14 protein-coding genes are annotated in these 13,420 nt (G+C 58.4%); 11 read left to right on the forward strand and 3 right to left on the reverse strand.

Going from position 1 to position 13,420, the window contains the following annotated elements:
* Positions 1–64 precede the first annotated feature (64 nt).
* Complete coding sequence (locus A4E33_RS08660) at positions 65–952, reverse strand: ADP-ribosylglycohydrolase family protein (RefSeq protein ID WP_292347302.1); 888 nt, start codon at positions 950–952, stop codon at positions 65–67.
* Positions 953–1,007: 55 nt separating this feature from the next.
* Here A4E33_RS08660 and A4E33_RS08665 point away from each other — a divergent pair, with 55 nt between their 5' ends.
* The 10 genes from A4E33_RS08665 to A4E33_RS08710 all read left to right on the forward strand — a co-directional run bounded on the left by A4E33_RS08665 (position 1,008) and on the right by A4E33_RS08710 (position 7,493).
* Positions 1,008–1,274 (forward strand): UPF0058 family protein, encoded by a 267-nt coding sequence (locus A4E33_RS08665; protein WP_292347303.1) that lies wholly within the window; start codon positions 1,008–1,010, stop codon positions 1,272–1,274.
* Positions 1,275–1,280: 6 nt separating this feature from the next.
* On the forward strand, positions 1,281–2,861 hold the full coding sequence (locus tag A4E33_RS08670; protein ID WP_292347304.1) for a tRNA uridine(34) 5-carboxymethylaminomethyl modification radical SAM/GNAT enzyme Elp3: 1,581 nt from the start codon (positions 1,281–1,283) through the stop codon (positions 2,859–2,861).
* Entirely contained in the window at positions 2,858–3,988 is a 1,131-nt protein-coding gene (priS, locus tag A4E33_RS08675; RefSeq protein WP_292347305.1) for a DNA primase catalytic subunit PriS, read from the forward strand. Before A4E33_RS08670 ends, priS begins: the two co-directional genes overlap by 4 nt.
* A 15-nt stretch (positions 3,989–4,003) precedes the next feature.
* Positions 4,004–4,672 carry a hypothetical protein gene (locus tag A4E33_RS08680; RefSeq protein WP_292347306.1) on the forward strand — a complete coding sequence of 223 codons (669 nt, stop codon included), beginning with the start codon at positions 4,004–4,006 and terminating at the stop codon, positions 4,670–4,672.
* A 37-nt stretch (positions 4,673–4,709) separates the two neighbouring features.
* Positions 4,710–4,988: a 50S ribosomal protein L44e gene (locus A4E33_RS08685; protein WP_292347307.1), complete on the forward strand. Its 279-nt coding sequence runs from the start codon at positions 4,710–4,712 to the stop codon at positions 4,986–4,988.
* Between the two features lie 7 nt (positions 4,989–4,995).
* Positions 4,996–5,184, forward strand: a complete 189-nt coding sequence (locus A4E33_RS08690) for a 30S ribosomal protein S27e (protein ID WP_292347308.1) — start codon at positions 4,996–4,998, stop codon at positions 5,182–5,184.
* Positions 5,185–5,195: 11 nt separating this feature from the next.
* A complete protein-coding gene (locus A4E33_RS08695) occupies positions 5,196–5,990 on the forward strand; it encodes a translation initiation factor IF-2 subunit alpha (protein ID WP_292347309.1) in 795 nt (264 codons plus the stop codon).
* Positions 5,987–6,142, forward strand: a complete 156-nt coding sequence (locus A4E33_RS08700) for an RNA-protein complex protein Nop10 (RefSeq protein ID WP_292347310.1) — start codon at positions 5,987–5,989, stop codon at positions 6,140–6,142. Before A4E33_RS08695 ends, A4E33_RS08700 begins: the two co-directional genes overlap by 4 nt.
* A complete protein-coding gene (locus A4E33_RS08705) occupies positions 6,135–6,890 on the forward strand; it encodes a proteasome assembly chaperone family protein (protein ID WP_292347311.1) in 756 nt (251 codons plus the stop codon). Before A4E33_RS08700 ends, A4E33_RS08705 begins: the two co-directional genes overlap by 8 nt.
* 99 nt (positions 6,891–6,989) lie before the next feature.
* Positions 6,990–7,493: a GNAT family N-acetyltransferase gene (locus tag A4E33_RS08710; RefSeq protein ID WP_292347312.1), complete on the forward strand. Its 504-nt coding sequence runs from the start codon at positions 6,990–6,992 to the stop codon at positions 7,491–7,493.
* 23 nt (positions 7,494–7,516) lie between these two features.
* Here A4E33_RS08710 and A4E33_RS08715 read toward each other — a convergent pair whose 3' ends face one another.
* Positions 7,517–7,909, reverse strand: a complete 393-nt coding sequence (locus tag A4E33_RS08715; RefSeq protein ID WP_292347313.1) for a hypothetical protein — start codon at positions 7,907–7,909, stop codon at positions 7,517–7,519.
* Between the two features lie 81 nt (positions 7,910–7,990).
* The gene (locus A4E33_RS08720; protein WP_292347314.1) at positions 7,991–8,464 is read right to left on the reverse strand and encodes a redoxin domain-containing protein; all 474 of its coding nucleotides are present in this window, start codon (positions 8,462–8,464) and stop codon (positions 7,991–7,993) included.
* A 1,121-nt stretch (positions 8,465–9,585) separates the two neighbouring features.
* Between A4E33_RS08720 and A4E33_RS08725 the strand changes: the two genes are divergently transcribed.
* On the forward strand, positions 9,586–13,420 hold a 3,835-nt coding region (locus A4E33_RS08725), incomplete at its 3' end, for a PKD domain-containing protein (RefSeq protein WP_292347316.1).

The raw sequence follows: 13,420 nt of genomic DNA on the forward strand, positions 1-13,420 counted from the left end.
GGACAGGCAGAATCAGGGAGAATAATGAAGAGTGCGATTTTGATCCGGGATAGAACAGAGAGGATTACCTGTCCGCCCGCAGCTCCCACACCCGCTCCGCCAGCTGCACGAGCTCATCGTACTTCTCAAGACCGGCAAGCCACCGCCGGGGCAGCGCCTCAAGCCCCCAGTATGCTCCTGCAAGGGCCCCGGTACATGCTCCCACCGTATCCGCATCCCCGCCCATGTTGACCGCAGAAAGTATTGCCATCTCAGCGGACTTCGCGTGCATGAATGAGTACAGCGCCGCATGCGAACAAAGTACACTATCTAAGGAAGGATCCGGTCTGTGCTCATTATAATTAGCCAGCACTTCATGCACTTCCGGATTAGTACAGAGCGACCGTGCATGCCGGAACGCGTATGCCCGCGACTGCCCGCGAACCATGTCGCTCACCATCGCGTTCAGGAACGCTGAGCAGTGGCCGGCAACAGGATCATGGTGCGTGAGCTGCGAGCAGGTTACGCTGACACCATAAACCTGCGGTGCCGGGTAGAAGATGGCGAGGGGAAATCCCCGCATTACGCTGCCGTTCGTCCGGCTGCCGCCACGGCGGCGGTGCACGATGCGTGCGGCACGGTGCGGCACGGTCCCGGATCGCACGAGATCAAAGAACAGGGATGAGGTGGGACCGAACCATTCCGGTTTTTGAATATAGGAACAAGATAATTTTTCAACAACGTCATTTTCACAAAAGCCCCTGCATGCCACGAGCGATTCCGCGATCGCTTCTGCCTGAAGAGTGTCGTCGGTGACGTCTCCCTTTTTCCGGAAATGGCGCCCTCCGGGACGGTATTCTGCCAGCCAGCGTTCAGGCTTTCGAGATCCTTCAAGGGGCGCACCCAACGCGTCCCCAATTGCGAGCGCAACAAGCGATCCCACGTGCCGCATGGTACCTGATATAAACCTCACCAGTAAGGTATATCAGTGCCCCAGAAAAAAGGATCTTTTTGGAAAAGGTGATAGTGTGCAAAAGGAAGAGCTGCTCCATCTCCACATGCTGATGATTCACATCAAGAAGTACTATGAAGGAATCTCCCACGAAGAAATCCACACCGACCGTTACAACTCCCTTGAAATCTCTCCTGTCCATATCCATAAAGATAAGAAAGCCCATAAGGATGCACTTCTCACGCTCGGCGATGAGATAGTCTCCCAGATCCACGGCAGGCATGTGCCCGTGGTGACCTATTCTCCCGATGCTGCCTCCCAGAAAGTTGCAGCAGAACATTAACCCGTCATGGATGAGGTGACCGCATACCGGGAGATCATCTCCCGCATCCTCTCCCTTTCAGAAACCGGTGAGGAGGCTGTCCGTTCTGCCAAGATCGCGGTCTGCCGGAAGTATTCGCTGCCCGCCGTGCCAAAGAACTCCGCCATCCTTGCCGCCGCATTGCCGGAGGAGCGCGAGATCCTGCGGAGGGTGCTGATGGTCAAGCCCTCCCGGACGCTCTCCGGTGTTGCCCCGGTTGCGGTCATGACCTCCCCGTACCCCTGCCCCCATGGCAAATGCCTCCCCTGCCCCGGGGGGCCGGATCACCCGTTCCACTCTCCGCAGAGCTACACCGGAGAGGAACCGGCGGCAAAGCGGGCCCGCGAGCATGACTTTGACCCGTTCCGGCAGGTGCAGGCCCGGCTCGGCCAGTTCGAGACGCTCGGGCACCGGGTGGAGAAGGTGGAGCTGATCGTGATGGGCGGGACGATGACCGCCAGGCCGGCGGAGTACCAGCAGGAGTTTGTTGCCCGCTGCATCGAGGCGATGAACACCTATCCCTGCGGGACGCCGGCGACGGAAGCTCCTGCAGTCCGCGAAGTCGGGGATGCCAACGAACAGGCGGATATCCGCTGCGTTGCGATCACCTTCGAGACCCGCCCCGACTGGTGCAGGAGGGAGCATATCGACCGGATGCTGGACCTTGGCGTGACGAAGGTGGAGCTTGGCGTCCAGCATGTGGACGATGCGATCCTCTCCTTCAACCGGAGGGGCTGCACGGTCGCAGACACCGTCGAGGCCAACACCCTGCTCCGCGATGCCGGGCTCAAGGTCGGGTTCCACATGATGCCCAACCTGCCCGGCTCGGACATGGCATCCGACCGGAGGATGTTCGAAACGCTCTTTGATGATCCCCGGTTCCGGCCGGACTTCCTCAAGCTGTACCCGACGCTTGTCACCCCCGGGACAGAAATCGAGGCGCTCTGGAAGGAAGGGAAATATTCTCCGTACGCGGAGGACGAATTGGTCGATCTCATCGCGTACGCCAAGTCGCTTATACCGGAATACACCCGGCTCCAGCGGATCCAGCGGGATATCCCGGCAAAGCTGATCGTCGCAGGATCGAAGCATTCCAACTTCCGGCAGCTGGCAAAGAACCGGCTCCTTGCATCCGGGAAACGGTGCCGGTGCATCCGCTGCAGGGAGATCGGCAGGGCGCCGTCACCTGCAGAATCGCGGATCCGGGACCTGCAGTACGAAGCCTGCAAAGGGACGGAGCACTTCGTCTCCGCAGTCTCGGGCGACTCCCTGATCGGGTTCGCCCGGCTCCGCTTCCCCTCGTCCGTGTACCGGGAAGAGCTGGAGAACGCGGCGGTGATGAGGGAGCTCCACGTGTACGGCAGTCTCGTGCCGGTGGGCAAAGACGCAGAAACCGAGGAGTGGCAGCACCGCGAGTACGGGAAGGCGCTCCTTGGCCGGGCCGAGGAGATCGCCCGGGACGCAGGGTTCCGGCGCCTTGCGATCATGAGCGGGATCGGGGTCCGGCCGTATTACAGGCGGCAGGGATATGAGCGCAGGGGCCCCTATATGGGTAAGGAGTTGTCATGAACCCGGCGACTACAGAGTTCCTCCGGCAGCGGTTCACCGAGTATTATAAAAAAGCCGTGCTCGTCCCGCCCCCCTCGCTCCCCCAGCGGGAATGGGGCTTCATCCTCTTCAACCCCGCCGGGGGCGACACGCACATGCGCCGGCACATCGGTTTCTCCGGACGCGAGGAGATGGCCGACTACATCAGGAACCTCGTGCCCCAGCACACCTACTTTTCAACGGCATATTACGAGAAACCGGATGCCGGCACCATGGCGGACAAGGGCTGGTGCGGAGCCGACCTGATCTTCGACCTCGATGCCGACCATATCGTGCGGGGCCCGTACGACCAGATGCTTGCCCGGGTCAAGGAGGAGACAGAGAAACTGCTTTCCATCCTGACCGAAGAGTTCGGCATGGACAAAAAAGCGATCGCGCTCGTCTTCTCCGGCGGTCGCGGGTACCATGTCCACGTGCGTGACCTCGCGTTCCGCTCGTGGGGGAGTTCCGAACGACGGGAACTGATCGACTATGTCTGCGGGATCGGGATCGACCCGGCCGCGATGCTGGCCGGGAAGAACGTTCCATCCACCGGCTGGCACCGGCGGTACCGCGAGGCGCTTCTCGGGTACCTCCGGTGGATAGGCAGCCTTCCGGAAGAAGAAGCGATGGCTCACCTGACCGCGATGGAGGGGATCGGGAAGGAGTCCGCAACCCAGTTCCTGAAGAAGCGGGAGGAGATTATCAGCGACATCGAAAACCGTCCTTCGGGCATGATCATGAAGAACCGGGTCCTTGGGATCATCACCGGCCAGCAGGAAGGGGAGTTCAGGAAACGGCTGAACGAACAGGCCGCCCTTGCGGACGAACCGGTCACGACCGATACCAAGCGGCTGATCCGGATGCCGGCATCCCTGCATGGCGGGAGCGGGATGCTGGTGCGGGCGCTTGAGCTCCGCGACCTCCATGACTTCGATCCCCTGACCGACGCCGTCGTGTTCGGCACCCGGGACGTGAAGGTGGACCAGAGGTTCCCGGTGAAGATGCCGATGCTCGGAAGCACTTATGAGCTCAAAAAAGGTATCAATACAGTACCGGAAGCGGTGGCGGTCTTCCTCTGCTGCCGCGGCATGGCGGAGATTGCCTGATGGCTGGTGCATACCGTGAAGCTTGACGACCTGCGCAGCATCCTGTTGTCGGAGCGGGAGACCGGCAGGCTCACGGCCGTTGCACCGGATATCTACGAGAAGGGGCATGCCGAACTTGCATCCATAACAAAGAAGGTCTATGCCTTCGATGACCCGTTCTCGGACGAAGCCCGGGCGCTCATCGATGAGACCCTTGCGATCCGCGAAACGATCCAGGACCTCTTTGCCATCCGCTCCCGCAAGATCCTCGCCCTCACCATCCTGCATGCCGAGGGTAACTATTATGACCGCGAGGAGGTGAAGCGGATGATCCCGGCCGAAAAGGAGATGTTCGACCAGATGACCGCGAGCGTTGAACAGTGCCGGGGCATCCTGCTGCACAACAACCCGCCGGGCCTCGTCTCCCCCCGCCCGGCAGCGCCTGCGGTTCCGGCAGGCTCCTCCCTGGAAGAAGTGTCCGGTGAGGACGAACCGGACGGCGAACCCGTCACGGTACAGGAGCCGGCCGGGCCGGTGTCGCACCCCTGCGTGCTCGTCCACGTGCTGCAGGACATGGACTCCTTCATGGGCGTGGATGGGAGAATTTATACCCTCTCAAAAGGAGATATAGTGACGCTTCCCGAGCGGAATGCTGCGGTCCTCTCCGAGCGCAACATAGTCTTAAATATCAATGTCTGTAAATGATATAGGTATTCGTAGTCAGGATTATCGGTGAAATTTCATGAAAATGCCAGCAAAATTTACAACCTACTGCCCCTTCTGCAGGACTCACACGGTGCACGAGGTTGAGAAGGTAAAGAAGGGCAAGACGACCGGCCTCCACTGGATCGACCGTCAGAAAGCCCGCCGGGGCAAGATCGGCAACATGGGCAAGTTCTCGAAAGTGCCCGGTGGCGACAAGCCCACGAAGAAGATCAATGTCCGGTACCGCTGCGTGACCTGCAAGAAGGCACACCTGCGCAAGGGTTACCGTGTAGCAAAATTCGAACTGACGGAGTGAAGTGTTCATGGTAAGCCAGATACGGGAGAACCGGAGCAAGTTTTACAAGGTAAAATGCCCGGACTGCGAGAACGAGCAGACCATCTTTGAGAAGGCAAGCACGACAGTCAAGTGCGTTGTCTGCGGGCACGACCTTGCAACCCCCACCGGCGGCAAGGCCAGTCTGAAGGCCGAGATCGTCCAGGAACTCAGGTAATACGGAAAGCCATGCAGGACAGAGAGTGGCCCCAGGAAGCGGAACTGGTCGTCTGCACCGTCGAGAACGTCAAGGACTTCGTTGCTTTTGTCTCGCTCGACGAGTACGGCGGCAGGCAGGGGCTCATCCCCATCTCTGAGATTGCAACCGGCTGGATCAAGTACATTCGCGACCACATCCGCGAGGGCCAGAAGATCGTCTGCAAGGTCCTCAACGTTGACCGGAGCCGCGGCCATATTGACCTCTCATTAAAAGACGTCAACGAACACCAGCGCCGCGAGAAGATCCGCGAGTGGAAGAACGAGAGCAAGGCAAGGAAGTGGCTCGGGTTCGTGGCGGAACAGACCGGCACACCGGCAGCCGAGATCGAGGACGTCCTGTTCAAAAAATACGGGTCGCTCTATCCCGTTTTCGAAGACCTTGTCGTGGAGTCCGATGCAACACTCAAAAAACTCGGTTTTTCAAAGAAAGTGTCCGAGACGCTCCTGAAAGTTGCGCAGGAGAGTGTCAAGGTCCCGCGTGTCGAGGTGACCGGCCACCTGCACCTGACCTCCAATGATCCCGATGGCATCACCGTGATCAGGAACGCCCTCAAGAAGGCCGGCGCCGAGCAGAAGGGCTCCGGTGTCGATATCGAGCTGCTCTACCTCGGTGCACCCACGTACCGGATCAAGGTAACCGCTCCTGATTACAAGAAAGCGGAGAAGGCCATCGAGAAGGCGGCACATGCTGCCATTGCCGTGGTGGAAAAGTCCGGCGGCGAGGGCAAGCTCGTCAAGAAACCGAAGTCCGGGAAGAGCCAATGAGCGGCAGGATCCGGCGCTGCCCGGTTGACAACATCTATACTCTTTCCCTGACCTGTCCCGCGTGCGGGACGGCAACAGCCATCGCACACCCGGCACGGTTCTCTCCTGAAGACAAATATGGCAGGTACCGCAGGCTGGCAAAACATGATTGAGGAGATCAGTATCCGGTTCCTCGAGGATTTCAGGGACAGGCAGCTGAAGGATCCTGTCCTGATCGAGGGCCTTCCCGGGATCGGGCAGGTAGGAAAGCTCGTGGCAGAGTACATGATCCACCAGCTCAAGGCCGAAAAGATCGGCGAGATTCATTCCATCTACTTCCCGCCGCAGGTCATCCTCGACGAGAACGGCCTTGCCCGGATGGTCCGGAACGAGTTCTGGCTCTATCATACCGAAGAACGGGATTTTCTCTTCCTGGTCGGCGACCACCAGAGCACCTCCAACGAGGGGCATTACCTTCTGGCCGACCAGTACTGCGAGATCGCCAAAGAGCTCGGGGTCCGGCGCATCTACACGCTCGGCGGCTTCGGTGTCGGCCATCTCGTGAACGAACCCCGTGTCCTCGGGGCGATCAACCGGGCTGAACTCAGGGAGGAGATCGAGGCTGCCGGCGTCACGTTCGCCCGCGACGAGCCGGGCGGCGGGATCGTCGGGGCTGCCGGGCTCATGCTGGGGCTCTCTGCCGAACGGGGCATCGATGCTGTCTGCCTGATGGGCGAGACGAGCGGGTATATCGTCGACCCGATGGCTGCCTCGGGTGTCCTTGCCGTGCTCTCGAAACTGACCGGCATCCCGGTTGACGCAACCCGGCTCAACGACCGTGCCGCCGAGATGGAGAAGGTCATCGAGAGCATGGTCGAGGGCGAAAAGGGCAGGGACGAGGAACTGAACTATATCGGGTGACCAGCTCCCGGCCCCTGTTTTTCGGGCACTTTCTGATCACGGTGCCTTCCGAAGCCACATTTCACACTCTTTATTTTATCCCGCCCCGATCCTTTTCCCATGACCCTTCCGGCTGCTGATGATGAGGGCTGTGTCCGCCTTGCAACACCCGGGGATATCCCTCTTCTGGAGACGCATCACCGGATCATGTTCGAGGAGATCCGGAGGAAGAGCGGAGATGCAGCGGACCCGGCCGTTCTGGGGGTGGTCGGGATAGAGTATGCAAAGAAGCTCGCCCGCGAGATCCCTGCCGGTGACTGCGTCGCATGGATCCTGCAGATCGGGGACCGCGGGGTATCGAGCGGTGCGATCAGTATCGTATCCTATGTCCCGGTCCCCCACGATCCCCACTCCCGGATCGCGTTCCTCCACAGCATTTACACGGAAGAGGAGTACCGGCACCGGCACTTTGCCTGCCGGATTACGCAGGCAGCGGCAGACTACTGCAGGACCCTGGGCATCAGGCGCATGTACGTGTTTACCAACGATGCCGGAAGACCGGTGTACACGCGAACCGGTTTCGTTCCGGTACCGAATATGATGATTCTGTCATTCGGGACCTGACCGGGCAGGAAAAAGGAAGAACCTTACAAGGACTTTCTTCTCAGTGCAAGGAGACAGAGAGCGAGTCCGCCAATAATGACCAGCGGCTCACCGGCCGAAGGGGGTGTTGTCGGTGTAACGCAGACCATGCCGCATCCTCCCGGGCAGCCGTTACCTGCCGGGGGGCAGGTGAGGGTTCCCCCTGTCGGGCAGGGTGGCGGCGTACAGACAATGGTCGGGGTGGCGCAGACCACCCCGCATCCTCCCGGACATCCGTTTCCAGCCGGCGGGCACGTGTACGTTCCGGAGGAACAGGGCGGGGGTGTGCAGACGATCGACACTGACGGGGACGGTGAGAGAACCGCCACCGCTGCTGCCGGGGCAGCGGCGATAACAAGGATACCAGTCAGGAGGGCTATGGCGAATCGTTTTTCCATACACTTCATTTCGTATGATTTTATAAAAAAATGTGGCAGCAGATCGACCGGTCCTTCCGGTATGCCGCCAGGCCATCCTGCTTATCCTGTCTGCTGCAAAAACGACAGGATCTCCCGGATGTCCGGCACCGAGTGTACCGGGTACACCTTCACGAAGACGACCCGCTGCTTCCCGTCAACGATGATGTTTGCCCGTTCGGAGAACCCGTTCTCGTCCCGGAAGATCCCGTACTTCATGGCAGCTGCCCCGTGCGGCCAGAAGTCGCACAGGAGCGGGGTGTGGGTGATATTCAGGGATTTTGCCCACTCCTTCTTGCAGGGCTTCGAGTCAACGCTGATGCCGGCTGCGACACAGTTCAGTGCTGCGAACTTCTCCCGGTTCTCCTCAAGCGACTTCATCTGGGCGGCGCAGAACTCCGTCCAGGCAAGCGGGTGGAAGGAGAGGAGCACGCGTTTCCCTGCCTGCTCGTACAGGTCAAAGGTTTTGTCGTTCTGGTCTTTCAGCGAGAAATTCCGGGCCGGGTCGCCCGGCTGGACAATGGGTGCCTGCATCATGGGATCACCATGGGCTTTCTGTTGTCCCGGGACGTGATGATGGTTTGGATGGTGGCAGGACCGGCAATCTGTTCCGTACGACAGGGAATGGGGCGGATTTCCGTCGCCTCTGGAGGCGAAACGGATTGGATTGCAGGTGCGGGATTCCTGCCATCGGCATGGATCAGACACGTATTCCAGGATCTTTGCCGTGATATGGCCGGGAGGGAACGGATCAAACGCGGGGTCCTCTGCCAGCGAATGGGATCGGATTGCCGTTTTTGATCATTGCCGGAGGGATTGGACTGCTGTTCCAGGATCTTCAGCAGTGGTACCGGCCACGCTGCAGCAGCGGTAATTTCCGCTGCCCGGGCCGGCCTTCAAATCTGCCCCTGCCCGACCCCCCTCAATCACTTTTTCCAGATTTATGACGTAAAATGGTACGTTTTCCACGCGAAGAGCAGGGGGGTCGGGCAGGGGCAATTGTGTTTTTGGCTCCCCGAATCGTGCGATTATTGCTGCGAAAAGGCAATCCGGGATCTGCGAATCTCTCCTGAAGTGCCCCATGACGCCTGTCACATATGGCGGTCCGCGAAACCTGTTTCGTGACCCATGTCCCTTCCCCGACCCCCCCATACCTGTCGACCGGACAGAAAAGGCCGTTGGTAATGCAGTGTGTCACTGCACATGCTGACCGCAGGATATTTTGGCACATAAAAACCCAACGAGATTCGCTCATCGCGTTCCTGAAGGAAACGTGATATTGGTTCAGGATTATCCAGCGCGCTGCTATTCTCTCGTTGTGGATTATTCAGGATAAAAAAAGAAAGTTTAATAGGTCGGTTCAATTTCGTAAAAGTTAAAAAATAACGCTTATATAAAATGAATCGAAAAACTTCCGGCACCAGTCAGAAATCGTTTCACGCGGGGCGTATGGCGTATCGGGTTCCTGTTCCCGGCGGGAACAGACCCCGACGGGCAGGAGAATCCCTGCCAGGTTTATTCCGGTCAGCCTTGGCTGTGTACGGTTTTTACGGTGGTTTCCCATGAAGACATCATGCTTACAGTTTCCTGTTCTTGTTGCACTGATCATCGGACTCCTTTTCACCGGATTTGCGTCTGCTGCCGGGGAAGAGACAGAAATGCCGAATCTGACCCTGGAGGTTACACCGGAAATTACCCCGGCAGAGACCCCGGACATCTCTATTGACGATATCGCGGAGGTAATTCCGGATACAATACCTGAGAAAATTCCGGAGACAACGACGGACCTTTTCACCGCTGAGATACTATCAGCAGACGATCTGCCGGCCCTGGATGCCGAAGACGGTTCCCTTGAAGCAAACTATACCCAGAACCGGACCTCTGGCCCGGTCCCGCTTGCAATCCGGTTCTATGACCGGTCCAGCGGCACCGTGACAAACTGGAGCTGGGACTTCGGCGACGGGGAAACCTCGGACCTGAAAAATCCCGTCCACACGTTTGCATCAGCCGGGACTTACACGGTGAGGCTCACGGTGAGCGACGGGATCATTTCCGATACATACGAGGTTATCGATCGGATCCGCGCGGACACGCCGGAAGCGCCGGTTGCCGCGATCTCGGCAAACAAGACCTCGTGGTCATCCCCGGCTGTAGTGCAATTCTATGACCGGTCAACCGGGTACCCGACTTCGTGGGCATGGGACTTTGGCGACGGAACGACCTCGAACGTGAAGAACCCTGTCCACACGTACGAATCAACCGGGAACTACACCATAACGCTGATCGTGACCAACAATCTTGGCACAGATACGATTACCAAAGATGAATATTTCCATGCATACGATCCGTCATCTCCTGTTGCTGCATTGTCGGCAAACAAGACCTCGTGGTCATCCCCGGCGGTCGTGCAGTTCTACGACCGGTCGACGGGTTTCCCGACATCGTGGAGCTGGGACTTCGGAGACGGGACAACGGCGAACGTAAAGAACCCTGTCCATACCTATGCAGCGACCGGGAATTACACGGTCACGCTCACGGTTACCAATGACCTTGGTACGGACACGATTACCAAAGATGAATATTTCCATGCATACGATCCGTCATCTCCTGTTGCTGCATTGTCGGCAAACAAGACCTCGTGGTCATCCCCGGCGGTCGTGCAGTTCTACGACCGGTCGACGGGTTTCCCGACATCGTGGAGCTGGGACTTTGGTGATGGTGAAACAGCGAACGTAAAGAACCCTGTCCATACCTATACAGCAGCCGGGAATTATACGGTAACACTCACGGTCACCAATGACCTTGGTACGGACACGATAACACAGACCGAGTACTTCCATACGTATGATCCCAGAGCCCCGGCAGCAGCGATCTCTGCGAACAAGACGGCCTGGTCAGCGCCTGCAGTTATCCAGTTCTACGACCGGTCAACCGGTTTCCCGACATCGTGGGCGTGGGACTTCGGTGACGGTGAAACAGCGAATGTGAAGAATCCGGTCCATACCTATGCAGCAACCGGCAATTACACGATCACGCTCACCGTGATCAACGATCTTGGATCCGACACAAAGACTGCAACCGATTACATTATTGTGAGCGGTTCATCTGCCCCGGTCGCAGCGATCTCTGCGAACAAGACCTCGTGGTCGGCCCCGGCAGCGATACAGTTCTACGATCGGTCGGCCGGTTTCCCGACCTCATGGACATGGGACTTCGGTGACGGCACGACCTCGAACCTGAAAAACCCGGTCCACACGTATACCGCCACCGGGAACTACACGGTCAACCTTACTGTGACGAACGAGGTTGGATCTGACACGAAGGTTGCGGTCGATTACATTAAGATCAGTAATTCCGCAGCCCCGGTCGCAGCGATCTCTGCGAACAAGACCTCGTGGTCAGCACCGGCAGCGATCCAGTTCTACGACCGGTCAACCGGTTTCCCGACCGAATGGCTCTGGGACTTTGGCGATGGTAACACGTCAACGCTGAAAAACCCGGTCCATACGTATACCGGTACAGGGAATTATACGGTCACCCTTACGGTATCGAACGACCTGGGAAGCGACACAGCAGTCCAGACGGATTATATAAAAACAAGCCTTCCGGAGGCCCCGGCAGCATCTCTCTCGGCTAACAGGACGAGCGGCACTGCTCCCGTGGCAATCCAGTTTTACGACCGGTCGGCCGGCTTCCCGACCGCATGGGTATGGGATTTCGGTGACGGAACGACTGCATCTGTCAGGAACCCGGTCCATACGTATATGACGGCGGGGAACTACACGGTCAGCCTGATCGCAACCAACGATCTCGGCAGTAATACAACAACCCGGGCGGATTACATCAGGTTGACCGGGACACCCGCGCCGCTCCCGGTCCCGTACATCTGGTTTGATCCCGGTTCCGGAACGGCTCCCCTGTCGGTTATGTTCATGGGCAGTTCAGATGGATCACCGCTCAGCTGGAACTGGAGTTTCGGTGACGGATCGTTCTCGGACCTCCAGAACCTGAACCACACGTACCAGGACCCCGGCCAGTATACTGTAAGCCTGACCGTAGGATATGCCGGAGGCACGAACACGAGCACCTTCCCCGGGGTCATTAACGTCACGGTTCCGGAGGAACCGCTGGCTGCCAACTTCACCGGGGACGTAACGGAAGGCCCTGCTCCGCTGACTGTCAATTTCACCGACATCTCGACCGGTTCCCCGACAAGCTGGAACTGGAGTTTCGGTGACGGCACGTTTGCGGAGGTGCAGAACCCGAAGCACACGTACGCTGCTGCCGGGAATTATTCCGTGTCGCTCGCGGTATCCAACGCGGGATCGTCGGACAGCCGGACAAGGACGGATTATATTGCTGCACTGCCGTCCGGGCCGGAATTTGATGCTGAAATTATCCTGAATTCAATGCCGACCACCATGTTCCAGGGCGAACATTATATTGTCGACATCAAGGTGAACAATACCGGAACTGAGACATGGTATGCAGATCCGGCAAGCACCAATCTGGTCTACCTGCAGGGTCTTGGGGGTCCCTCCGGTAATGCATCACAATTCAACATCACACACATCCCGATGATCTTCCAGAACGAGACGGTGGCGCCTGGCGAGAGTTACGACTTCTTCTTCTACGTGAAGGCACCGGACACCATCGGCACCTACACGCCGGAATACCAGGTCAGCTCTGCCAGTGGCACGTTCGGGCCTGTGGCGAATGCGACCGTGAACGTCATCAAGAACCCGTTCCACCCGGTACTGCAGCCGGACGGCTCGAAACTCTACACAACCACGTTTGGCAACACCAGTTCCGGCGTCAGCGTGAACATTGTCGGGCCGCGGGTGTATATTGACGACATCAAGGCTTCAAGTTTCGATGACCCGCGGTTCCTGATCAATCCCGCGCTGAAGAGCGGGGTTTTCAACCTGGAACTGAATGAATCGTTCAACTACGCAGATATCTCAATAAGGTACGACCCGGCAAAGACTACAACGCCATCCAACCTTGCGCTCGGTTACTTCAACTACACAACCGGTAATTATACCTTTATCCCGTCGACCGTTGACACGACCAACCATACCGTCACATCCCGTGTGACGCCCGGGGATCTCGCCATGCGCGGCAGCAGCATCGGGGCTCTCGACCCCGTCCAGTACCATGCCCTTCCCGCCAACGCCCAGAACGAGATGGGGTACATGGATATCGGCGCGAATGACAACTGGACGATCTATCCGCCGGTTGATTCGTATGCTACAACGTCCTTTGCCAATGGTGCGAGTTTCCCGCCCGGGAACTATACCATCCTCACCAGCGGGTCGTACACCAGTTACTACGTCCAGTATATCGGCTGTGTCGGATGGGTCACCGCCGATAGTAATCCCGACAACACATACGGGTATTATGTTAACTTCAACAATCCGGCCGGCGGGTACAAGCAGGTCCAGAAACTCCGCGTAGCAAGCGGGACCCTGAAGGTCGATCATAAAGGCGGCC

Source organism: Methanoregula sp. PtaB.Bin085, from assembly GCF_002067035.1.
In the GTDB taxonomy this organism is placed as follows: Archaea; Halobacteriota; Methanomicrobia; order Methanomicrobiales; family Methanospirillaceae; genus Methanoregula.

What these genes read in the sequence shown, in the direction of transcription:
- A4E33_RS08670 (WP_292347304.1), top strand. Translation starts at nt 1,281, where the DNA reads ATGGATGAGGTGACCGCATACCGGGAGATCATCTCCCGCATCCTCTCC.
- priS (WP_292347305.1), top strand. Translation starts at nt 2,858, where the DNA reads ATGAACCCGGCGACTACAGAGTTCCTCCGGCAGCGGTTCACCGAGTAT.
- A4E33_RS08685 (WP_292347307.1), top strand. Translation starts at nt 4,710, where the DNA reads ATGAAAATGCCAGCAAAATTTACAACCTACTGCCCCTTCTGCAGGACT.
- A4E33_RS08690 (WP_292347308.1), top strand. Translation starts at nt 4,996, where the DNA reads ATGGTAAGCCAGATACGGGAGAACCGGAGCAAGTTTTACAAGGTAAAA.
- A4E33_RS08695 (WP_292347309.1), top strand. Translation starts at nt 5,196, where the DNA reads ATGCAGGACAGAGAGTGGCCCCAGGAAGCGGAACTGGTCGTCTGCACC.
- A4E33_RS08700 (WP_292347310.1), top strand. Translation starts at nt 5,987, where the DNA reads ATGAGCGGCAGGATCCGGCGCTGCCCGGTTGACAACATCTATACTCTT.
- A4E33_RS08705 (WP_292347311.1), top strand. Translation starts at nt 6,135, where the DNA reads ATGATTGAGGAGATCAGTATCCGGTTCCTCGAGGATTTCAGGGACAGG.
- A4E33_RS08710 (WP_292347312.1), top strand. Translation starts at nt 6,990, where the DNA reads ATGACCCTTCCGGCTGCTGATGATGAGGGCTGTGTCCGCCTTGCAACA.
- A4E33_RS08715 (WP_292347313.1), bottom strand. Translation starts at nt 7,909, where the DNA reads ATGGAAAAACGATTCGCCATAGCCCTCCTGACTGGTATCCTTGTTATC.
- A4E33_RS08720 (WP_292347314.1), bottom strand. Translation starts at nt 8,464, where the DNA reads ATGATGCAGGCACCCATTGTCCAGCCGGGCGACCCGGCCCGGAATTTC.